This is a genomic window from Enterobacter sp. UPMP2060, assembly GCF_053709655.1.
Genome location: NZ_JBSKJQ010000008.1, coordinates 138,058 through 160,992 on the forward strand (window position 1 = coordinate 138,058; position 22,935 = coordinate 160,992).

At 57.5% G+C, this 22,935-nt stretch carries 12 protein-coding genes and 1 pseudogene; 3 read left to right on the forward strand and 10 right to left on the reverse strand.

The window, feature by feature from the left end; translation table 11 throughout:
• Positions 1 to 23 precede the first annotated feature (23 nt).
• Both yhjD and ACWKXN_RS16475 read left to right on the forward strand, forming a co-directional pair.
• The gene (gene yhjD, locus ACWKXN_RS16470) at positions 24 to 1,046 is read left to right on the forward strand and encodes an inner membrane protein YhjD (protein WP_454544036.1); all 1,023 of its coding nucleotides are present in this window, start codon (positions 24 to 26) and stop codon (positions 1,044 to 1,046) included.
• 260 nt (positions 1,047 to 1,306) lie between these two features.
• Positions 1,307 to 2,629 (forward strand): MFS transporter, encoded by a 1,323-nt coding sequence (locus ACWKXN_RS16475; protein WP_211438699.1) that lies wholly within the window; start codon positions 1,307 to 1,309, stop codon positions 2,627 to 2,629.
• Positions 2,630 to 2,689: 60 nt separating this feature from the next.
• On the opposite strand, the pseudogene ACWKXN_RS16480 reads toward ACWKXN_RS16475, so the two are convergent.
• Positions 2,690 to 4,732 (reverse strand): annotated as a pseudogene (locus ACWKXN_RS16480) (AsmA family protein).
• 65 nt (positions 4,733 to 4,797) lie between these two features.
• Positions 4,798 to 5,571, reverse strand: coding sequence for a cyclic-guanylate-specific phosphodiesterase (pdeH, locus tag ACWKXN_RS16485; RefSeq protein ID WP_023309584.1), 774 nt, complete (start codon positions 5,569 to 5,571; stop codon positions 4,798 to 4,800).
• A 229-nt stretch (positions 5,572 to 5,800) separates the two neighbouring features.
• On the opposite strand from pdeH, the gene ACWKXN_RS16490 reads away from it, so the two are divergent.
• Positions 5,801 to 6,730 carry a 2-dehydro-3-deoxygluconokinase gene (locus tag ACWKXN_RS16490; protein ID WP_096150265.1) on the forward strand — a complete coding sequence of 310 codons (930 nt, stop codon included), beginning with the start codon at positions 5,801 to 5,803 and terminating at the stop codon, positions 6,728 to 6,730.
• Between the two features lie 531 nt (positions 6,731 to 7,261).
• Here ACWKXN_RS16490 and ACWKXN_RS16495 read toward each other — a convergent pair.
• The 8 genes from ACWKXN_RS16495 to bcsQ form a co-directional block, all read right to left on the reverse strand.
• Complete coding sequence (locus ACWKXN_RS16495; RefSeq protein WP_033146870.1) at positions 7,262 to 8,755, reverse strand: M16 family metallopeptidase; 1,494 nt, start codon at positions 8,753 to 8,755, stop codon at positions 7,262 to 7,264.
• Between the two features lie 227 nt (positions 8,756 to 8,982).
• Positions 8,983 to 10,269, reverse strand: coding sequence for a dicarboxylate/amino acid:cation symporter (locus tag ACWKXN_RS16500; RefSeq protein ID WP_454544029.1), 1,287 nt, complete (start codon positions 10,267 to 10,269; stop codon positions 8,983 to 8,985).
• Between the two features lie 159 nt (positions 10,270 to 10,428).
• The gene (gene hmsP / locus ACWKXN_RS16505) at positions 10,429 to 12,435 is read right to left on the reverse strand and encodes a biofilm formation regulator HmsP (RefSeq protein ID WP_039263030.1); all 2,007 of its coding nucleotides are present in this window, start codon (positions 12,433 to 12,435) and stop codon (positions 10,429 to 10,431) included.
• Positions 12,436 to 12,554: 119 nt separating this feature from the next.
• Complete coding sequence (gene bcsC / locus ACWKXN_RS16510) at positions 12,555 to 16,037, reverse strand: cellulose synthase complex outer membrane protein BcsC (protein ID WP_182931304.1); 3,483 nt, start codon at positions 16,035 to 16,037, stop codon at positions 12,555 to 12,557.
• Positions 16,019 to 17,125, reverse strand: coding sequence for a cellulose synthase complex periplasmic endoglucanase BcsZ (gene bcsZ / locus ACWKXN_RS16515; protein ID WP_454544037.1), 1,107 nt, complete (start codon positions 17,123 to 17,125; stop codon positions 16,019 to 16,021). Before bcsZ ends, bcsC begins: the two co-directional genes overlap by 19 nt.
• A 6-nt stretch (positions 17,126 to 17,131) precedes the next feature.
• Positions 17,132 to 19,552: a cellulose biosynthesis cyclic di-GMP-binding regulatory protein BcsB gene (gene bcsB / locus ACWKXN_RS16520; protein WP_454544030.1), complete on the reverse strand. Its 2,421-nt coding sequence runs from the start codon at positions 19,550 to 19,552 to the stop codon at positions 17,132 to 17,134.
• A gap of 10 nt (positions 19,553 to 19,562) precedes the next feature.
• Positions 19,563 to 22,178: a UDP-forming cellulose synthase catalytic subunit gene (gene bcsA, locus ACWKXN_RS16525; RefSeq protein ID WP_454544031.1), complete on the reverse strand. Its 2,616-nt coding sequence runs from the start codon at positions 22,176 to 22,178 to the stop codon at positions 19,563 to 19,565.
• Complete coding sequence (bcsQ, locus tag ACWKXN_RS16530; RefSeq protein ID WP_029740463.1) at positions 22,175 to 22,927, reverse strand: cellulose biosynthesis protein BcsQ; 753 nt, start codon at positions 22,925 to 22,927, stop codon at positions 22,175 to 22,177. Before bcsQ ends, bcsA begins: the two co-directional genes overlap by 4 nt.
• Between the last annotated feature and the right edge of the window lie 8 nt (positions 22,928 to 22,935).

A 22,935-nucleotide genomic window follows, 5' to 3' on the forward strand; every position in this document is an offset into this window, starting at 1 on the left:
CAACGAAAAGGAAAATGCGCGTGATGCCGGAAAACAATCCGCAACGACCCACCCAACATTTAGAGTATGAGCCCGTCAAAAAGATGGAAACCGAGCCTGAAGCGCCCGCAACGCCGGGAACAGCCAGCAAAGCGCTGGGTACGGTTACCAGCATGGCAGAAAAGATCCAGCAGCTTCCCATAATTGCGCACCTGATACGCGCCACAGAACGGTTTAATGACCGCATGGGGAACCAGTTTGGTGCCGCCATCACCTATTTTTCCTTCCTGTCGATGATACCCATCCTGATGGTGTCGTTTGCGGCAGCCGGTTTTGTGCTCGCGTCGCACCCGACGCTGCTGCAGGATATCTTCACTAAGATCCTGAATAACGTCAGTGACCCGACCCTTGCCAGCACGCTCAAAAGCACCATCAATACCGCCATTCAGCAGCGTACCACCGTCGGCATCGTCGGTTTGCTGATTGCCCTTTACTCCGGCGTTAACTGGATGGGCAACCTGCGCGAGGCAATTCGCGCCCAGTCGCGCGACGTCTGGGAGCGTAAGCCGCAGGACCAGGAGAAAATCTGGGTGAAGTATCTCCGCGATTTTGTTTCGCTGATTGGCCTGCTCGTCGCGCTCATCGTGACGCTTTCCATTACCTCCGTGGCGGGCTCGGCGCAGCAGATGATCATCTCCGCGCTTTACCTTGATTACATCGAATGGCTGAAGCCCGCCTGGCGCGGCATTGGGCTGGCCATTTCCATCTTCGCCAACTACCTGCTGTTCTTCTGGATCTTCTGGCGCTTGCCCCGCCATCGTCCGCGCAAGAAGGCGCTGATCCGCGGCACGTTGATTGCGGCGATCGGCTTTGAGGTGATCAAAATCGTGATGACCTACACGCTGCCGTCGCTGGTGAAATCCCCTTCCGGCGCGGCGTTTGGCTCGGTGCTGGGACTGATGGCCTTCTTCTATTTCTTCGCCCGCCTGACGCTGTTCTGCGCGGCATGGATTGCCACTGCCGAGTACAAAGGCGACACGCGAATGCCCGGTAAAACGCACAGCTAGCCCCGCTCTCGGGCTGAAATTTCAGCCCGATTCATCATTTCAGCATATAAATCCAGCTCGTAACTTTTATTTAACTGAAAACCAGTTTAATTGACTGATATTTAAAATCTGTGAAGCATTTCATAGACGTGTTTTCTCTGGCCTGAAAATTATCCGCTTTTTGTTGCTTTTATCACCAGCACGCGGCTTTGTTACAGATTGAAATGTCGCTTTTGCTGTGCGTAATATGGCCTTTCGTTCGACAAAAATAAGAAAATATTATGCAAGCAACAGCCACCACACTCGACTCAGGGACGGAAAACGTTCCGGTAAACTCGCGCAATAAAGTTGTCGTCGCCTCGCTGATTGGCACCGCCATTGAGTTCTTCGACTTTTATATTTATGCCACCGCCGCGGTCATCGTCTTCCCGCATATTTTCTTCCCGCAGGGCGATCCGACGGCGGCCACGCTGCAGTCTCTGGCCACCTTTGCCATCGCGTTTGTTGCGCGTCCGATTGGCTCTGCGCTGTTTGGACACTTTGGCGATCGCATTGGCCGAAAAGTCACCCTGGTGGCCTCGCTGCTGACGATGGGCATCTCCACCGTAGCCATCGGTCTGCTGCCGACCTATGAAACCATCGGCATTCTGGCGCCGGTCCTGCTGGCGCTGGCGCGTTTCGGTCAGGGTCTGGGGCTGGGCGGTGAATGGGGCGGCGCGGCGCTGCTGGCCACCGAGAACGCCCCGGCGCGCAAGCGCGCGCTGTACGGCTCATTCCCGCAGCTGGGCGCGCCGATTGGCTTCTTCTTTGCCAACGGGACGTTCCTGCTGCTCTCCTGGCTGCTGACGGATGAACAGTTCATGAGCTGGGGCTGGCGTCTCCCGTTTATCTTCTCAGCCGTGCTGGTGCTGATTGGCCTGTATGTGCGTGTTTCGCTGCATGAGACTCCTGTTTTTGCGAAAGTGGCCGCGGAGAACAAGCAGGTGAAAGTGCCGCTGGGTACGCTGCTGACCAAACACGTCCGCGTGACCGTGCTGGGCACGTTCATCATGCTGGCAACCTATACGCTGTTCTACATCATGACCGTCTACTCCATGACGTTCAGTACCGCCGCCGCGCCGGTTGGCCTGGGCCTGCCGCGTAACGAAGTGCTGTGGATGCTGATGATGGCGGTGATCGGGTTTGGCGTGATGGTACCGATTGCGGGCCTGCTGGCGGACAAATTTGGTCGTCGTGCGAGCATGATTACGATCACCACGCTGATTATTCTGTTCGCGCTGTTCGTCTTCCCGCCGCTGCTGGGTTCAGGTAGCCCGGCGCTGGTGATGGCCTATCTGCTGATTGGCCTGAGCCTGATGGGGCTGACCTTCGGCCCGATGGGCGCGCTGCTGCCTGAGCTGTTCCCGACGGAAGTGCGTTATACCGGCGCGTCGTTCTCCTACAACGTTGCCTCTATTCTAGGCGCGTCCGTTGCGCCGTATATCGCCACCTGGCTGCAGGCGAACTATGGTCTGTTCTATGTGGGCGTCTATCTGGCGGCCATGGCAGCGCTGACGCTGATTGCGCTGCTGCTGACGCACGAGACGAAGCATCAGGCTCTGTAATTCACTGCGGCCTGATGCCCTCATCCCGGCCCTCTCCCACAGGGAGAGGGAGAAAGGGAGCTACTTCTTCATCTGCGACAAAATAGTCCGGCACTGATTGGCCTCGCCTTCTGACGGCGAAATCAACGCCAGCAGCGCTGCGGCCGGGGTGACCAGCGTCGCCAGGGCCGCAGCCACCGCACCGCGCGCAATCAGCGGTCCGGGCTTCACGCCCGCCTGAGGGTTTTTGAAGGTTCCGCGCACGTAAAGCGGCGAGCGCAGGGTGATGATGCGGATCCCCTTACTTTCCGGGTCAATCGTCAAATCAAGCTGCTCCGAGGCCATGCTGGCGGTCCCGGTCACGTTAATCACCGCGTTTTCCGTGTCGAAGGCAAATATCTGGGGACGCGCCACGCCGTTAACCAGATCCAGATTGGCCGCCGCGCAGTTCACCCGCACCTCGTCATCACCAAAAATTTGCCCGATGACGTAGTTACCGACGTTCAGCCCCAGGATCTCCATCAGGTTGCGGCTGACCAGCCCGTCGTTCATCAGCAGCTTCAGGTTACCATTGCCGCTGCCCAGCAGCGCCGCCACCGAGTTCCCCACGCCGCGAATGTCGGCATCACCGTTCATTTCACCGAGGGTTTTCTGCATCAGCTCTACGTTCGGCATCAGCTCTTTCAGCTTCAATCGACGCGCCTGGATCTCCGCCCGTCCCTGCATCGGCTTCTTATCGCCTTCCAGATGAATGTTCGAGGAAATTGTCCCGCCCGCCATGCCGAACTTCAGCGGCTGCAGGCGCAGATCGGCATTTTTGAGGAGGATATGGGTCGAAAGATTGCTGATCGGCAGCGTACTGCCATGTTCAATTTTTCCGCCTTTGAAGCGCACATCCGCATCCATCACGTTCCATTTGTCGGTTTCGAAGCGATCGTATGGCAGCACTTTGCCCGCAGGCTGAACATCCTTTTTGACCTCTTTCGACTTGGTACCTTTACCCGAGTCCACGCCAATCAGCGGACCAAGATCGGCCAGACGCAGCTGACGGGACTCAACATCCCCTTCCAGTTTCGGGCGCGGTTTTCCGGTGGTGTAGGTCAGCGCGCCGTGGATGTCGCTGTCGCCGATACGGCCGTTGAAGTCCCGGTAGTCAAAAACGGACGATTTTTCGGTATCGATTTTGGCAACCAGATGCCCGTCCGTTTCGAACGGCGGGGTATCCGGCAGCAGCACGCCGGTCAGTTCATACAGCTCGCCCAGCGAATCGCCGGCAAATTTGAGCTGAAGGTCGACGCCCCCCATATTCATCGGGTCGTTGACCGTGCCAACGAACGCCACGCGGGTGTTACCGGAACGGAAGTCCGCCTGCACCGGGAACGGCGTGCCTTCGCTCCGCAGCGCCAGCATGCCGCCTATTTTCCCTTTACCGCTGAGAGGCCGATCGTTGTAGCGTCCTTTTGCCGTCAGGCCGAAGACATAGTCGCCTACGCTTGCCGCGTCGCCTTTTGCTTTCGTGCCCGTGACCTCGCTAAACGGCAGCGGTTTGCCCAGCGGATCGACGAGGATCTCCACATCCGCCTTGCTGACCTTATCGTCGATGGCGATCCGTCCGCGATCGAAAAGAATATTGTCGAGACGGAATGATCAGGAAGAAGGCTGGGCATTCGGATCTTTTTCGCTGTCGCTGGCAAGGTTAAACGTCCAGTTGTTGTTTTTTTCTGAGAGTCGGATCAAGCGCGCATCGGGCTGCTGAAGTTTGATCCACGGCAGATAAACCGTTTTGGTGAGGAGCGCCAGCGGAGCCAGCGTGGCTTCAACGCGCGGCAGGTGGATCATGGTGACGTCCGGGATATCCGGCGGGTTGCCGAGAATGATGTCGTCGGCATGGACGTGAGGCCAGGGGATCCAGCTGCGCCAGCCGGGCTCCTCTTTCTGACGCTCCCATACCACCCCTAAATCGCCGCGTATGGCGAAGGGGCGGTTCAGTTCGGTTGAGACTTTCTGGTTGATGGTCGGCTTGAGACGGTTCCAGTCAAACGTCGCAATAATGATGGCGACGACCACGATCAACAACAAGAAAATCCCTGCTGTCCAGGAGATTACCCTGGTTGTTCTCGTCATTTTTATCCCCTTTCCTGATGACCTGTCCTGTAAAACTATAGTCCAGACAAAGGGAAGCGGGCTTATCAGAGGGTCGTTATAACGCTATCGAGGCGATCCATGGGTACCGGGCGGGAGAGATAATAGCCTTGCGCCGCCGCTGCGGGAGAGTTTTGCACATCACGCCACTCTTCCAGTGTTTCCACACCTTCAACAATCACGCCCTGGCAATAGCGGTTCATCAGCTGTAATAACAGCGTAAACAGATTCCGCCCTTCCGGGGTCTGACGCAGCATAATGAACAGGTCGCGGGCCACTTTGATGTAGTCGTAGCGCACCTCACTCAGGGCGGAGAAGTTCGCCATGCCGGTGCCAAAGTCATCCAGCCACAGCGGGCCGTATTCGCATATCGACGCAAACGAGGAGTCCTGCGGCAGGCGGACATGCTCCACCAGCTCAAAGCGCATCCACGGCAGGGTGGCGATCAGCTCCTGCAATTTTGCGTTCTGACGCAGCGCCAGCAGGGTTGGACCATCGACGTTCACCGAGGCGAGGATATCGTGCTGTTCGAAAAAGGGCTGCTTCGTCGCCAGCATACGAAGCTGCTCTTCCAGCACGTCCAGGCGCTGGCGAACGGCAACTTCGGCAAAATAGCGATCCGGCGCGATGCGCTGAGTAGGGTTTGAGGGGTGCGTAACGACGGTCAAAATTTCAATTGCCATCAGTCGACCATCTGTTCGGTAGATCGGCTGATAGGTGTACGCACGCTCACATTGCAGCCAGTAGCGATGCTCCTGCAAGTTCTCAATACTTGCCTCAGGCGTAGTGCTCAGCCGCTGGATAACCTGCTCTGACTTCATTTCAGATGTCCTGTTGTTGGGATAGCCTTTCTGGACTCGTCACAGGATTATCGGCGCGACAATTGAGAACTTTATGTTCAATTCACCGGGAAAATGAAATTAAGATGACAGAAATGCGCGGGAACACGCGCTGGCTCAAATAAAATAATGGAACGTTGTTTTAATATAGTTGACCGGTTAATTCACTCAGCGCACACTGCTGATAATTCTTCTGTTCAGGTTCACGACTATGTCCAAAAAAATTGCCGTGATTGGCGAATGCATGATTGAGCTGTCACAAAAAGGCGCGGAAGTCAGCCGCGGATTTGGTGGCGATACGTTAAACACGTCCGTTTATATTGCCCGTCAGGTCGCGCCTGAGGCGCTCACCGTGAACTACGTGACCGCCCTGGGTACGGACAGCTTCAGCCAGCAAATGCTGGAGGCCTGGCAGAGTGAACATGTCGAAACGTCGCTGATTCAACGTATGGAGAACCGCCTCCCGGGGCTTTATTACATCGAAACCGACAGCACCGGCGAACGCACGTTTTATTACTGGCGTAACGAAGCCGCGGCCAAATTCTGGCTGGAGAGCGACGCGGCCGCGGCCATCTGCGAAGAGCTGGCGACCTTTGACTACCTCTATCTGAGCGGGATTAGCCTGGCGATCCTGAGCCCTACCAGCCGTGAAAAGCTGCTCTCGCTGCTGCGCGAATGCCGTGCAAACGGCGGCAAGGTTATTTTCGATAACAACTACCGCCCGCGCCTGTGGGCCAGCCGCGAAGAGACGCAGCAGGTCTATCAGCAGATGCTGCAGTGCACCGACATCGCCTTCCTCACGCTCGACGATGAAGACGCTCTATGGGGTGAGAAACCGGTAGAGGACGTGATTGCACGCACGCAGGCGGCTGGCGTGAGCGAAGTGGTGATTAAGCGCGGGGCGGATTCGAGCCTGGTCGCGGTGGCGGGCGAAGCGCTGGTTGACGTTCCGGCGGTGAAGCTTGCCAGAGAGAAAGTGATTGATACCACGGCGGCCGGTGATTCATTCAGCGCGGGCTATCTGGCGGTACGTCTGACGGGTGGAACGCCGGAAGCGGCGGCACAGCGTGGTCACCTGACGGCCAGCACGGTGATTCAGTATCGCGGGGCGATTATTCCGCGTGAGGCGATGCCTGTTTAAAGAGGCTGCGGGCTCATGCCCTCACCCTAACCCTCTCCCACGGGGCTGAGGGTTCCCCACAAAATAATGCCTGCACGGACGACCCCCTCTCCCTTGAGGGAGAGGGCTGGGGTGAGGGGGAACATACGGCTCTGGTGGTCATTCCGTTCACTTTATGTTCCTTGCTACTCTGTAACGACATTACCGGTGAACGTGCCATGGCGGCTCAGTCGCCGCCGCCCTGGCGACCCGGGCTCCCGGCGGTAAATCGCCGCTTCGCGGTGCCCTCGGCTTATTCCTTCCGGCTTATCGGGTACGGGCGGAGGTAACGTCCCTGTAAAGCCCGCCCTCTCGGCGCATCCATGCGCCTCGCCCCGGCCTGCAGGAAACGCCTCAGCGATTTACAGCCGGACAAGGGCATCGCTGTAAGTCATTCATTTACCTGAAGCAACATTCATCGCTTCAGGTAAAAAATTACTGGGGATTACTCTCCCCCACAGGGAGAGTGGACGATGAACACCCCCTCCCTGTGGGAGAGGGAATGTTTAAGCATTACTGCCCTTGCGGAATATCCGTCGCGTCCGGATGTAAATCATCAGCCGTGGCGGCCTGCGCTGGCTGCGGCGCGGTAGCCATAATGGAATCCCAGGTCTTCTGAAGTTCCTTCATGTCATACTCCGGCTCGCCCTTCGGTTGCAGGAGGATCAACGCCATCTCCTGCGACAGCTGCTGACGGAGGTCCTGATTGAGCATCTCGACGGTCAGACCGTTCAGGAAGTCCTGACGCAGTTTCTGGTACTGTTCCGGCGCAATGTCCACCACCTGATTCTGCAGGGAACGAATACGCTGGCTGATCAGAATGTCGGTATCGGCGCGAGCGTAGGTCGCGAACAGCTTCTGCAGCTCGAGTTTTTTCTGCGCCACGAGAGCGTTGAATTCCTCTTCGGAAAGCCCCTCTTTACGCACTTTTGCCAGCTCTTTTGCGACCACGCCCAGATTGGCATTCAGCTTATCGCCCGGCGATTCAACGTTGATGGCACACTGCGCACGCTGGAACAGCACGCGGCAGTCAAAGCCAAGACCGATATTCTTCACGTTGTTCTTGCTCAGCGTCTGCTGAACGTGCCAGAACAGCGCTTCACGCGCCAGATCGGCACGCCAGTAGCGCAGCATCGCCGCGGACTCGCGGATTGGCTGCCAGGCGTTATCCCACATGACGGAGAGGCGATCCTGACGCACGGCGTCCGTCATAATGCTGACAGGCTCTGCACGCAGCGGAGAGAGCGTCGGGACAGGGGCTGGCGTTTCACGCTTGCCTTTCAAATCACCAAACGCTTTGTTGATCTGCTCCACCACCGCGCGGCTGTCCACGTTACCCACCACGATCAGCGTCATCGCGTCCGGGGTATACCACTTCTGGTAGAACGATTTTACCTGTTCGGCGTCCACCGGCTGTTTCAGCGGTTCGGCCGGGTCATGTCCCAGCAGCGTCGAGCCCTTCAGGCGGTAACGCCACCAGCCCTCTTTGGTATCCCCGGGCCAGGTCGCCACCATGTCGCTGTTGCTCAGCGCATAGTTGACGGTGTCCGGCGTAATCGCCAGATTGCCAGAGGCATCGGAGAGATACGTAAGCGCTTCTTTAAGGAGGTCGTTACGGTTATTAGGCAGGCTCAGGTTAAACATGGTGTAGTCATACGAGACCACAGCCGGAGGGAGCGGGCGTTTCGGATCGATGGCCTGCTGCCAAAGCGAACGCACCTGAACCGCTTGCAGGCTGCCGCTCTGCGTGAGCGCCAGCCGGGGAATAAAATGGCTAAAACCGGTTTGCTGAGTGCTTTCCGCGAGGGAACCGGTATTAATGGACAGACGGATTTCTACACGGTCACTGGGACGTTGCGGAGTGGCTAAAACCTGCCACTGAAAACCGTTCGCTAATGTCCCTTGTTGCCAGGCCGGGTCTGGCTGGAGCGCATCTGCCTGCACATAACTGGCTGCTGCCATCATCAGCAAACCGCCGGTTAAGAGTCGAATTTTTGTGCCCTGCATGTGAACCCCTGATCAACATTCCTGGTTAAAAAAGAGTGTTTCGCGACGCGCTTCACTCTTAAAGATGACGATGAAAACACGTCGATTAGACCGCGCGTTCGGCAAAACGTCACGGTCAGAAGTGAAATATACCCAAAAAAAATCTTGTCGAATTATGACAGGTACGAACAGTTATTATGCGCAGGAGCCCGCATCCCGACAAGGGAATACGGGCATTTGTGACAAGATTAATAGGTTAAGCCAGGATTTTTGCTGTCAGTTGAACGGTTATTCAGAGTATCGTCGAGCTTTTTGTGATCCAGCTCTTTCACCCATTTCGCCACCACCACCGTTGCCACGCCGTTACCCACCAGGTTGGTTAACGCACGCGCCTCTGACATGAAGCGGTCGATACCGAGAATCAACGCCAGACCCGCCACTGGCAGGTGGCCCACAGCGGAAATAGTAGCAGCCAGCACGATAAAGCCACTGCCCGTCACGCCTGCCGCGCCTTTAGAGGAGAGCAGGAGCACCACCAGCAGGGTAATCTGATGGAAAATATCCATATGGCTGTTGGTCGCCTGAGCGATAAACACGGCCGCCATCGTCAGGTATATCGAGGTGCCGTCCAGGTTGAAGGAGTAGCCCGTCGGGATCACCAGCCCGACCACCGATTTACGGCACCCCAGCTTTTCCATCTTGTCGAGCATACGCGGCAGCGCCGATTCTGAAGAGGAAGTCCCCAGAACGATCAGCAGCTCTTCGCGGATGTAACGGATAAATTTGAAGATGTTGAAACCCGTCGCGCGGGCGATGGAGCCCAGCACCACGACCACGAAAAGGATACAGGTGATATAGAAGCAGATAATCAGCTGACCCAGCTGCACCAGCGTACCGACGCCATATTTACCGATGGTGAAGGCCATCGCGCCGAAAGCACCGATCGGCGCCAGGCGCATGATCATATTGATGATGCCGAAAATCACCTGGGAGAAGCTTTCGATCACATTAAAGATAAGCTGGCCTTTGCTGCCCAGACGGTGCAGAGCAAAGCCAAACATCACGGCAAACAGCAGAACCTGCAGGATGTTTCCGCTGGCGAACGCGCCAATGACGCTGCCCGGTATCACGTCCAGCAGGAAGGCCACCACGCCCTGATCCTTCGCCTGCTCGGCATACACCGCGACCGCTTTGGCATCCAGCGTTGACGGGTCTACGTTCATCCCCGCGCCCGGCTGCACCACGTTGACGATGATCAGACCGATAATCAGCGCAAGGGTACTGACCACTTCAAAATAGAGAAGCGCCACTGCACCGGTACGACCGACCGCCTTCATGCTTTCCATGCCAGCGATGCCCGTTACTACGGTACAGAAGATCACCGGCGCGATGACCATTTTGATGAGCTTAACGAACGCGTCGCCAAGCGGTTTCATTTGCGCGCCCAGCTCAGGGTAATAGTGACCCAGCAGAATACCGATGGCGATGGCTGTCAGGACCTGGAAATAAAGACTTTTGAAGAGTGAGGTTTTCATAAGGTGTCCTTGGGAAGAAAAACCACAGGCTTTGTAAGGTTATGGTTAACCTGCGGCTTTAAAATAACACCCACATAACAGGACAGAAATAAACTCAGTTCAAATTTGAAACACAAATGTTAAGAACTTTGAGCTGGCTCGCACAAGCCAGCAACAAAATTACACTTTTGCGTTATTGTCAGCACCAGAAAGGTATCGTTCTTCAAAGACATCCGAAGGAACAGCAGGGGCAAAAAGGAAGCCTTGTCCGCTCTCCACGCCCGCCTCTGCCAGCCATGCGCGTTGCGCTTCGGTTTCAATCCCCTCGGCAATAAGATGCAGGTTGAGGCTGCGCGCCATCTGGATAATCGCCTGCACCATGCTGCTGTCGCCAGGCAGACCGTCGACAAACGCTTTATCAATTTTGAGCACATCCACCGGAAGGGTTTTCATGTGCTGAAGCTGACGCAGCCCGGCGTATCCCATGCCAAAATCGTCCAGCGCAATGCGAATGCCGGCATTACGCAGCGGTTTCAGAATTGCGACTGCCTGATTAGGGTCGTCGATGCGTCGGCTCTCCGTCACTTCCAGAGTTAACGTATCAGGCTTGATTCGGTAACGATGGATCAGCTCCAGCATCTCTGAAACCATGGTTGGGTGCATCAGCTGCAGGGCAGACAAATTGACCGACAGCGGCAGCGTCACGCCGCGCTCCTGCCAGGCAGCAAGCTGACGGCAGGACTCCTCCAGCACCCAATAGCCGACGGTAACCATCAGGCCGCAGGATTCAATGCGCTCAATCAGCCCTTCCGGCAGCTCCCATGAACCATCCGGCTGCTGCACGCGCAGCAGTGCCTCTGCGCTTTTCACTTCTCCCGTCAGCAAATTCACCTGCGGCTGTAGCCAGAGGGCAAACTGGCGGTTATCCAGCGCGGTCAGGATGTCGCTCTCTTCCGTCAGGCGCTGCTGCGCCTTTTCCATCTCTTCCGGCGCGAAGAACTGGATCTGATTTTTCCCTTTGCGCCGGGCGGTGAACGCCGCCGAGAACGCGCGATGATAAAGCTGCTCTGCCGTTAAATCGCCATAGTACATCGCAATACCGATACTGGCGCTTGGACGAAGCTGGATACCCTGAATGGGCAACCGCTCATTAATGACAGTGAGTACTTGCTGACCTAAAGTGATCGCATGCCAGGGCTCTTTTACGCCGTTGGCAATCACCACAAGGTCGTAACCGCTGACCTGGGTCAGCACCATGCGCGGGGCAAGGACAGACTTCACTTTTTCCACCAGGGTCAGCAGCAGCATTTCGCGCTGGCTCTCCCTGAGCACGCCAGCCGTATCCTGCAGGGTTTCACAGGCGATAACCATCAGCGCCGTGGTTTGCTGACGGGCAACTGTCTGCTCCAGCATCGCCATCAGGAAGGCTTTATTGGGAAGCTCCGACACCGGGAAGCGCGTGGCGCTGCTGTTTAACTCATCCTGCTGGCGCTGAATGCGCTGCTGGTTGAGGTTGTAGCTGCGCACCAGCATGCCTATCTCATCGTCATGATGCAGACGCGGCAGCTCAAGCTGATGCCCCATCTGATCCTGCGGCGCAAGCGTATTCAGCTCGCGGGCGATACGGCGCAGCGGATGAACAATCAGCCGGTTAATGCACCAGGTGAGCGCCACGCTGAGAATAAGCGTCATAAGTAAGCAAGTGGTCACTAACGTAACCACCCAGCTCATGACGAATTTATACATGCGGTAGGAATCCGCCTGTAATACCAGGTAGGCCAGCGGCTGCGGATTGGCAGGGCGTTCAAGCGAATAAACGGGCAGCGAAATCTGCACCGGCAGTTCAAACAGGCGCATCACCATCATCGGGACGGGACGCTCCGGGATAAAGCTCATCCGCAGCGCCTGAAACTGATTGGGCAAGACGACATCGGCGCGGCTAACGACGCCGGCAGGCTGAATGCGTTTTAAAATGGTTTCCGCTTCGGGAATATCCCCTTTCAGGATAGCGGCAGAGAGCGGGCCGCGCACCGATCGCGCGATACTTTCTAACTGCGAAGCCGTGTTATAGCGATTCTGCTGTACGGAATGAAACAGCAAAATTACGCAGAAGAGCAGTACAAACAGCATGGTGACGGCAGAAACCATCGCCATCTGTTTGATTGTTAAGGAACGGCTGACACGCAAAATGACTCTCCACAAAACTCGAAGCGCAGGGCGCGCCAGGGTGTAAACCTGGCGCGCCTGAGTATACCCGATTGCCGCGCTATTAAGAGAGACTTACAAATGGATTAAGGATAATCCGATTACCAGTCCGCGTAAGGGATGAGCGGCTGCGGCGGTAAGTCCATATCGCCCTGCCAGCCTGCAGCAGAGTAACGCACATAGATCAGCGCATGGCTTGGGGTATAGTCTTTCGCTTCCTGAATATCCACGCCCATGCCCACAAACCAGTTGGACGTTACGCGGCGTTCGATAATGGCCCGCGCGGTATAACCCGTGCCTGAGGAGCTGCTGCCGGTTTCCATCACGCCCCGGTCGGTATAGCGGTCTGGCTCATCGGTCGGGATCAGATTCTGGATCGGGTAGCGCAGTTCGTCTTTGGTTTTCGAGTGAGACCAGGACACCGAGCCGCCCAGCTCCCAGGACCAGTTCTCCGTGCGTTTACGCCAGGTCACCGGCAGTGCGAAGGAGACATACTCCTGCGGGCTGTAGTAGCCGCCCTGACCCAGGGTATAACCGCTCAGGTCTTTGTCGTAGTGCCAGAGCATATTGGAGACGCCAACCGTCAGGCGCTCGTTGTTTTTATTAATGAGCTTGTAGTAGTAACCCGTCATCCAGCGGACGCGCCAGTTATCTTCCACATTTTTACCCGTCAGCGTTTCCGCGTTCAGGCTTGACCAGACGCCGTTCGCTTCCCCTTTGTCATAGCTCATGCTTACGCCGCCACCGGTGGCACGTACGCCGCCCCAGGTGGTGCCGGTGTTGGTATCTTTTTGCCCGGCGAACGCCAGCAGAGAGCTGGAGATGGGGCGGCGATGGGCGTTAACGGTATAGCCGATGGGGCCCAGATCGCTGCTGTAGCTGATGCCGCCCACCACGTCGACGACGTCAAAGCCCATTGGCGTGGTGCCAATATCCATCGCCCAGGTTTTATTCTGCCAGCCGACGGCGACGCTTGCGCCATTGTCGGACTGATGGGTGTTGCCGCTACACGGCGTTTCGTAGCAGGTCCCCCATTTTGGATCGTAAGTCCCGTTATTGTTATCAAATGAACCGGCGTCCATGTTGACCAGATCGCTTCTGAAGAACATGCGCCCGTCAGACAGCGGAGCATCCACCTGCAGCATGGTAGTGTGCGCTTTCAGGTCGGAATAGCCGCCCGTGCCGCTGGATCCCCAGTAGTCGTGCTGCAGCGTGACGTTAACATCCTGCTGACGGTACAAGTCACCGGCATCGCTGCGCACGCCGCGCTTCAGCCAGTCGTCTTTTTCATCGTTACGCGTCAGACGAGTGAAACTGTCGTTGTCGGCCGGACGCGTCGTGGTGATGCCCGTCGACACCATCGCGTCTTTATAGGTTTCCAGCGCCTGCTGAGGCTGACCGTTTTGCGCCTGGAAACGCGCGGCATCACGTAACACCAGCGCGTTTTCCATGGAGCCGGGCTGCGATTTAGCCTGCGGAATGATTTTGTTGAAGGTCTGTTCTGCGGCAGCGGAATCGCCCAGACCTGCCTGCGCCATCGCGATCCGGCGCTGCATGTTGAGCGACAGCGGCTGGCCGTTTTGCGCGGCGGGCAGTTTCGCCAGCTCTGCGCGCGCGGCATCTTTGTCGCCCTGCGCGCTGTAAATCTCGGTCAGGCCGAGGATCGCGTCTTCGTTCTGCGGTTCACGCTGCAGAACGGCGTTATACGTCGTTTTCGCCGACGCCAGATCGCCACGCTGCTGCGCCCAGTCAGCCAGCGTCAGGTCGATGCGGGTGGAGGTCGGCTGCTGACGCAGAAGGTTTTCCGCCTCCTGCTCTTTTCCGCTGTCGCGCAGACGGTTGGCGGTTTCCAGCACCTGATTGCTTTGCAGGCGGTCGGCAAGCTCCTGAATATTGCCGTTCCACTGGCTGCGCGGCAGCGTGTCCAGATGCGCCAGCGCGGCGCGGTCCTGATCGTTGCCGGAAAGATAGAGCCCGCTGGCGTACACCTGATCCGGATCGGTCGGTTTCTGGCTGGCAAGCTGACGCATCAGGGTATCCGCCTGGCTGCGCTGACCCGCGCTGTAGAGATCGCGCGAGAGACGATAGGTTATCCAAACGTCGCCGGGAGAGAGCGACAGACGACGGCGCTGAATCTCTGCCGCCTGGGCGTATTTTCCCTGATTTTCCAGCTGTTCTGCCTGAGCGGAGAGCTGCTCGTTGGTCAGACTGCGTTCAATATCATCAATGCTCCGGCGCTGGCTGGCGGAGAGAGACTGGATAAACTGCGAGGCCTTCTCCGGGGACTGCGCGCGGTAAATATTAGCCAGGCCGCGGACCGCATTGCTGTTGCCGCTGTCCATACGCAGCGCCTGGCGATAGTAACGTTCCGCCGCGTCATTATCTTTACGCGCCGCGGCGGCATCGCCCAGCCCCAGCACGGCATAACTGTCGGTATTGTCGATACTGCGCGCCTGCTGATAGTAACGCTCCGCCTGCGCAGGGTTATTCGCCTTCAGGGCCGCATCGCCCTGCTGGATCAGCAGCCAGTAGCGGTTGACCTTCAGCAGACTGTCCCATTTACCCCGGTTATCGCTCTGGGGATCGAGGGCAATCGCCTTTTCAAACTGCGCCACCGCGCGGGCGCGGTCGCCTTTCTGGGAATAGGCCTGGCCAAGGGCACCTACCGCTTCACTGTCGGCATGGTTGGCGCTGACGGCTTTTTGCAGTTCCGCGACCGCCTTACTTCCCTGCCCGGCATCCACCGCCGCCAGCCCTTCCGCTTTCGCGCGGAACGCCGGGTCAGCGAGCTGTTTTTGCTGTTCTTCGAGCTGGGCACGCGCCGCCGCGACGCTATCGCCGTCACTGAATACGCTCAGGTATTTTTGCAGCGCGCTGACGCTGGCGCTGCTGGCAGGCTGGCCTTTGATTTGGTCATACCACATATCAGACGCCTGGCTGCGCCCGTTGGTCGATTTAGCCATATCCTGCAATACCGCAAAGCCTTCGTCACGGCGTCCGCTCTGGAACAAAAGCTGGGACAGCGTCGCCTGCAGCTGTGTATTTCCGGGGCTGCTGGTGTTGATTTTCTTGAGCTGGTTAATGGCCGCATTCCGGCGAGCGGGGTCTTTCGCCACGACGTTCCAGTATTCCGTCGCCACGTCGCCGCCCGGCGGGTTGCCGTCAAACAGCTTGTCATAGGCTGCAATCGCCTCCTGCGTGTGTCCCGTGGTGGCGAGCAAACGCGCCTGCTGGAGCTGCTGGCGGCCATCCGGCGTGGACAGCAGCATCGTGTTGCGTGATGACTGGTATGCACTCGAGCCCGGCGCAATCCCTTTCAGACGATCCAGCTCTTTTTGCGCACCGGCGTTATCGCCCTGGCGCAGCAGGTAGCGAAAGCGTGCGGCAATGACGTCAGGGTTGTTCGGGTCAATCAGCTCAAGACGGTAAAGCGACTGACGAACCAAATCCTCACGCTGTGTCGATTCGCCCAGCCGAACCTGTTCCAGCAGCTGTTTCTGCTGCGGAGAGTTGGCGGCTTCAGCCATCGGCATCAGTGCCAGGCCAAGCGATAAAGTGAGTAGATTTACTGTGAACTTGCGCATTCCTGGCCCCAATCCGGTATTAATTCACCTTTTGCGGTGAAGCGAAAACGATGCTGATCCCATCCTTGCCCAAAGAGAGTCAGCACGTAGCTGTAATAGGCATTGTTATCGGGAAAATGGTCCGCAACGCGCTGGCGCTGAACCGCCTGGGCATCACGTTGTTGTAAAAACGGCAGCATGGCGGCAGAGAACCCGACCGGGCCATTCCCGGTGCGTTTACCCGTCGCCACATCCACTTTCTCCGGCGGCACACCCCGTTTCATTGTCTTTGCCGCCATCGGCTGGAAGCGCGTCAGCAGCCGGGCTTTCTGAGGATCTTTATCACTCATCATTCCCACCCAGAGATAAACGCGGATGGCGTCGTAGCCGCCCACCAGCGATTTATCCTGCTGTAACCGCCAGCCTTTGTTTTTCTGATACTGAACCCAGTCCGGCGAAAACCCTTTCGGCGCGCTCTCCAGCAGCAGACGCTGATTGGTTTCACGAAGCTGGGTCCACGGCGGACCAAAGCGCGTGAAATAACTCGTTAACTGCGGAGGAAGATAGCTGGGGTTAAAACGCCAGACGTTTTCATCGGCAAAACCGACTTTACCGGGAAGCAGCATTGCGCCGAGCCCCGGCACTTTCACCACTTCCTCACTGACAATGCGTTTCAGCAGCGCCTTACCCGTGCGGGTATAGTCCGGATGTTTCCACAACCGGCCCGCTTCGAGCAGAGACCAGGCGATCCAGACATCGGCGTCAGAGGCGGAGTTGGTATCAATCACCGCCCACGTCTCTTTATCTTTCTGGCCCCATAGCCAGGCGGGCAGATGGTCGTTGAGATTGCCGCTGGCAAGATTATCGCGCGTCCAGGTCAGCAGCTGGTCAAACGCGCTGCGATCGTTCGCCGCAAGGGCAAAGAACAAGGCGTAGCTTTGCCCTTCAGAGGTCGTAATTTTGCGCGTGTCGCTGGGATCAACGACACGCCCGCCCTCACTGATGTAATCCTTTTTAAACTGCTCCCAGGCAGGCCAGGTACAGGCAGCGCGAAGAGGAAGCGCCGCCAGCATCAACGCTGCTAATGCACACCAGCGAAAGGCTTTCATCACATCTTACTCATCCGGGTTCAGGCGGCGACGGCTGATGATACGCAGCAGACGCCACAGCACCCATGCCAGCAAGACCACGCTGACCGCCGCCAGGATGGCGAGCAGAACCGGATGGTTAGCCAGCGCATACCACAGGCGTTCGAACCACGGCAGATGGCCCACGTAGTACACGTCGCCCACGCGCAGGCTATTGACGCCGGACTCACGGATCACCGACACGGATCCAAACATCGCGGCACGTTTACCGCTGTCGTTCATGGCCGTATTGAGCAGTTCATACCCGCGCGGGCTGTCCGCCAGGAGAGCCACCACGCTACGCTGTTCGTTGTAAGGTGACTGGAAGCCCACCACCGCGGCCATTGCCCCCTGAGACGTTACGGTCGTCTGCGCGCTGGCCTGACGGTCGTTCACATCCGGCATAATGCTCGGGAACTCGGTCTGGCGCAGCGGCGTGTTAACCCAGGACTGGGCCGCTTTCACCAGCAGGTCGATACGTTTGTCATCCTTCAGCTTATCCGGAATGGTACCGATCACCATGATGTCAGCATCTTTGTTCTGGATCTGGCTGCCATCGTCCGTCAACGTGACGTTAATCGCCGGTAATCCCGTCTGTCCCCCAACGGTCGCCATGGTATCCAGCAGGGTCGTGACCTGCCCTTCGCTTGGCGCTTTTGGCATCACAACGATGGACTCAGAAAGATCGGCCATGCGGCTGAACGGGAAGCCCGCGTTAGCAAAGGCGCGCAGATCCGGCATCGCCAGGAAGTGATAGTACTTCGAGAAGTCGATGGTCGACTCATCGCCAATCACGACGTGGTTCTGTACGGGCTGGAAGGTGATGCAGTTTTCCGCCGAGCCGCCAGGCATCGGGTTCATGTACTGGAAGTCAAAGCGCAGCTGGTTTATCGCACCGAGCTTCAGTGCCGGGATGGAGACATCCGTTTTACCGTCCAGCAGCCCCTGCAACACCGGCAGGCGAAGCATCAGGCGGTTAGTATCCTGCGTGCTTTGCAGGCTGAACGATTGCAGGAACTGGTTGTTCAGGCTGATATCCATGCGCGAGCTGTCTTTGGTCGCTGGCGCGGTATAACGGTAGTTCAGATTGATATCAATGCCGTTGGTACGCAGCAGATACAGATCCGGCGGCAGATTCAGTGACAGGCTAATCGGCGCTGGCTCAAGCCCCGTCGCCTGCAGCTGTTCTTCATAGGTTTTCAGTTCGCCAAATGTCACCGCACGGTCGGTACGCACCCAGTTTGGCGCATCATAAGGTTTACGCGCCAGCAGCGGTTTGACCTCATCCACTACAACGCTGTTGCCACGGAAAAGGACGTTGCCCTGGGCAATCGCTTTTGCTGCCTGCACCAGATCTTTATCATCACGGCCAAACACCACCAGCAGCTTCACGTACGGGTTTTCCGGGTGGCTTATCATCTCAACGGTCGGCGCTTTGACGTCCGGATGATCGCGCAGGAAGGCCGGGCGTTTCGCGTTGGTCGCAAACACAATGGCATTTCTGTCCGGCAGTTTGTCATACATCGCCGGGAAGCTCTGTCCACGCCAGCCAGCACGTGAACCAAACCAGGACGCCACAATGGTGGCCGCCAGCTGCTCGGTCACGTCCGGGGATGATGCAAACACCATCGGCAGCGTGAGCGGACGGTTATCACGCGGATCGAAGAACGGAACCGGGAATGCCGAGAGATCGTTTTTCAGCGCCAGCGACTGGTAGGTCATCTGCAGCGAGGAGTTACGCCCGACGTCCATCCACAGCGTGTTGCTGGCCGGGTTTTCGCAGACATCGCGATAGTGGCCGACAAATTCCAGACGGATACGGTTAAAGTCGGTGATGAACAGCGGGTTTATCGGCACCTGCGCCTGGGTTTTCTTGCCCAGCTGCTCTTTGGTGACCGGCAGTACGTCCATCAGCTCATCATTCAGGTAGACCTTCAGCTGAGACTGCGTCGGCAGCAGAGACGGCGACGGCGTGTATTCCAGGTTCAGCACCGCATTAGAAACGACCTCATCGCTACGCATGCCAAACTCAATGCCGCCGTTAGGGTTGATGCCGCGCAGCACCATACTGCCCGGAGGCGGTGCAATTTGCGCGAAGGTCAGCTTCACGTCCCGCGACGGCGCATTGTCCGCAACGACAGGCGCATTCGCCCCCCGGACGCCCGGCATCACCTGCCCGATGACCTGGCCGTCTGCCGGCAGGGTGTTCCCCTCCGTTGGCTGGTTCGGCATGATATTTTCTGTTTGACCAAGTGCCGCGGTGACAACCGGATCGGTTGCTTGCGCGACGACAGGTACCGTTGGCGCAGGGGTTGCCGCTGCGTTACCAGGAGCTGCGTTAGCCATTGTTGCGGGGAGGACATTCATCCCCATTGCCACTGCACATAACCAGGAAAGTTTTGTTTTCATCGCGTTATCATCATTGTTGAGCCATAACCGGGTCCGCCTGCTTCGCCTCATCCCGCTCAGGACGACGAGGAATGAACGACACGACCCAGGAAACCAGCGAAGTAAGTGACCGGAAAATTAATTTCACCGACGACGGGGCGAATTCTGCAAGGTGACGATAGCCACGGAACCCCAGCTTCAGAATATCCAGCAGGCTTTCCAGAGGTTTATCTTCCGGGAAGCTGTCCTGCCAGAGAGCCCACGTATCCGCGCGGGCAAACGTACACTGCACAAAATCGATATGTTGCTTTTTGGTCAACGGCATCAGCTGCAAACCGACTTCATTGCCCGCCACGCGCACAACCTGCGTCGGGAAGACATACTCCTGCTGACCGCGCTTAAGCAGCAGGTTAACTTTCTGGCCTTCCAGCACCTTCGCCTGGCCGTTGATTTTGATTCCCAGGCCACCGTCAGAGAAGTCGTGCACGGTACAGGAGAAGAGATGGCCATCTTCACGGGCGATCGCCGCAGGCATGCAGATTTCAACGCGATGCGCACGACGAACCTGCTTGCTCTCCACCGACACCGCCACCGCGCCGCCGAGGATAATCAGGTTGTAGAAGACCCAGGCCATACTCACAAAGACGGTCAGAATTTCGTTTTCCGGGCCGTAGAAGTAACGCCAGATACCGGCGATGACGCCAACGATATTCAGCAATACCAGGAAGATATACGGACGGGAGATCACCCAGTCGACGTACTCTTCTTCCACCAGGCCGCCCTTGGCGGTGACGTTAAATTTCCCTTTGTGCGGGTTAATCAGCGCCACCATCGTCGGCGGTGCGATATACCAGGCCAGCACCGTTTCGTAGATTTCACTCCAGAAGGAATGGCGGTATTTACCCTGTATCTTCGAGTTCGTCAGGCTCGCGTGGATCATGTGCGGCAGAACAAACAGCGCAATCATCAGCGCCGGGGCGTAAATGATATAAGCGTGAAGGAGCAGGAACGCCAGCGGCGCGGTCAGGAAGATCAGCCGCGGGATACCGGATAAGAAGTGGAACATGGCGTTGACGTAGCAGAGACGTTGCGCCAGCTTGAGCCCTTTACCAATCAGTGGGTTATCGAGACGGAAGATCTGCACCATGCCGCGCGCCCAGCGAATACGCTGACCAATGTGCGCCGACAGTGACTCCGTTGCCAGACCGGCAGCCTGCGGAATACGCATATACGCAGAGGTATAGCCACGACGGTGCAGGCGCAGAGAGGTGTGCGCATCTTCAGTGACCGTTTCGACGGCGATACCGCCAATTTCATCCAGCGGCTTACGGCGGATAACCGCACAGGAGCCGCAGAAGAAGGTGGCATCCCACATGTCGTTTCCGTCCTGCACCAGGCCATAGAATAGCGTGCCTTCGTTCGGGGTTTTGCGGAAGCGGCCAAGGTTACGTTCAAACGGATCCGGCGAGAAGAAGTGGTGCGGCGTCTGCATCATCGCCAGCTCTTTCTCCTTCAGGAACCAGCCCATGGTCATCTGCAGGAACGAGCGCGTCGGCACGTGGTCGCAGTCAAAGATCGAGACAAACTCCCCTGTGGCATACTTCAACGCGTTGTTGATGTTCCCGGCTTTCGCATGCTCGTGAGTCGGACGGGCGATGTACTCGACGCCGACCTCCTCTGCGAACTGGCGGAACGCCGGACGGTTGCCGTCATCCAGGATCCAGACCTTGAGCTTGTCTTTCGGCCAGTCGATGCCCAGCGCGGCATAAATGGTATTTTTCACCACGCTCAAATCTTCGTTGTAGGTCGGTACAAAGAGATCAACAGACGGCCACTGCGCGGTGTCTTTTGGCAGCGGAACCGGCTGGCGGTTGAGCGGCCAAATGACCTGGAAATAGCCCAGCACCAGCACGATCCAGGCGTAGGTTTCGGCAAACAGCAGCACCAGGCCGCACACCAGGCTGACCGGATCGTCCCAGTTCAGGGTTGAGGTATAACGCCACCAGATGTAGCGACAGGAGACGGTCAACGACAGCACAATCAGCATCAGCGCCGAGAAGCGGCCCGGAATACGGCGGACCAGCAGCGCCACGCCCCACAGCAGGATCAGGAAGGTGAACTGCGCCAGAGGGTTGAAAGGTTGCGTAATACAGACCAGCGCCAGAATGAGCGAGAACACGACGATCACGCCGAGGATAAAACGCCGCAGGCCCGGGTGGAGATGCCCGAGCTCTTTGTGGTTATCCAGATGGCTGGTCTTATCGCTTACGCTGTTGGGCAGTCTGTCCAGCCACTGGTGGTAGCGTTCACGTAACTGCTGCACGCGGGAGAAGCTGCGCCAGTGCGGCGTTATTTTCTCTGAGCGGGATGACGTGACCGCCAGCCAGATGGCCTGAATGAGATAGCGCGCCGGATCCAAAGGACGCGGCCGATTGGGATTAATATGCGGATATAGCTCACTGTGCCGGACACGTATGCGCTGCCAGCGCGGGTGTTCGAGTGGAATAAACATCCAGGCCAGAATCATCCAAAAACAGCCGAGCGCGGCGCTAAATGCCGAAGCACCGTGCCGGCGGAAATGCCGGTAATGTTCGCTCAAACGCGAACTGACCGGTGGGATGAGTAACCAGCTGGCGAGACGACTCATACAGAACTCCCTGCATGCTCCGCCCTGTTGGCGAAGTTCAGCAGACACCAGTTAGCCAGCGTCAGGATCTCTTCTGCCGCCAGTGAATCGCTGCGGTATTCGCCGAGCGGTTGCTTAGACGCAAGGCATTCCGCCATCCCCTCATCACGATGGATGACAATGGGAAGCAGACGGCGCTGGCTTTGCAGCCAGACCTGATACAGATCGTCCTGGATCTGGCTGCCAATGCGCAAATCGTTAATCAGAAGGTGAGCGTTCTGAGGCAGCCCCTGCTGATGCAGGCGGATATGGCAGTTCGCATCGACGTTGACGATGGAAAGTATATGATCGCATTGGGCGATTAGCTGTCGGGTCAGCGTGCCGGCGCCGTGCGGCAGATCCAGCAAGATCCACTTGTAGTGCCCCTTTTCTTTCAGGGTTTGCAGCGCCAGCGTGAACTGCGAAAACAGGCGCTGATACGCGGCTTCATTCTCGCGTTCCGTGGTGCTCAGTTGCCCAAACGGCAGCAGATCAAGCTGGGAGGTATAGCGCATCCCCGCATCCTGCCAGTCTTTATCATCAAGCAGCGCGCGGGCCCAGCCCTCTTCACGAGAAAAGTCGACGTTAAACGACATACGCAACAAATTATCGGCGCAGGCGTCAATAACCAGCACCGATTCACCTAAAAGCTGTAATGACCACGCCAGCGCCGCGGTAACTGATGTGGTACCCACACCGCCACGGACACCCTGTAATCCGAGTATGGCCATCAATGGCT

Coding starts and splice junctions, on each gene's coding strand:
- bcsC (WP_182931304.1), bottom strand. CDS start 16,037: ATGCGCAAGTTCACAGTAAATCTACTCACTTTATCGCTTGGCCTGGCA.
- bcsQ (WP_029740463.1), bottom strand. CDS start 22,927: ATGGCCATACTCGGATTACAGGGTGTCCGTGGCGGTGTGGGTACCACA.
- yhjD (WP_454544036.1), top strand. CDS start 24: ATGCCGGAAAACAATCCGCAACGACCCACCCAACATTTAGAGTATGAG.
- ACWKXN_RS16490 (WP_096150265.1), top strand. CDS start 5,801: ATGTCCAAAAAAATTGCCGTGATTGGCGAATGCATGATTGAGCTGTCA.
- ACWKXN_RS16495 (WP_033146870.1), bottom strand. CDS start 8,755: ATGCAGGGCACAAAAATTCGACTCTTAACCGGCGGTTTGCTGATGATG.
- ACWKXN_RS16500 (WP_454544029.1), bottom strand. CDS start 10,269: ATGAAAACCTCACTCTTCAAAAGTCTTTATTTCCAGGTCCTGACAGCC.
- pdeH (WP_023309584.1), bottom strand. CDS start 5,571: ATGAAGTCAGAGCAGGTTATCCAGCGGCTGAGCACTACGCCTGAGGCA.
- bcsZ (WP_454544037.1), bottom strand. CDS start 17,125: ATGAAAGCCTTTCGCTGGTGTGCATTAGCAGCGTTGATGCTGGCGGCG.
- bcsB (WP_454544030.1), bottom strand. CDS start 19,552: ATGAAAACAAAACTTTCCTGGTTATGTGCAGTGGCAATGGGGATGAAT.
- bcsA (WP_454544031.1), bottom strand. CDS start 22,178: ATGAGTCGTCTCGCCAGCTGGTTACTCATCCCACCGGTCAGTTCGCGT.
- ACWKXN_RS16475 (WP_211438699.1), top strand. CDS start 1,307: ATGCAAGCAACAGCCACCACACTCGACTCAGGGACGGAAAACGTTCCG.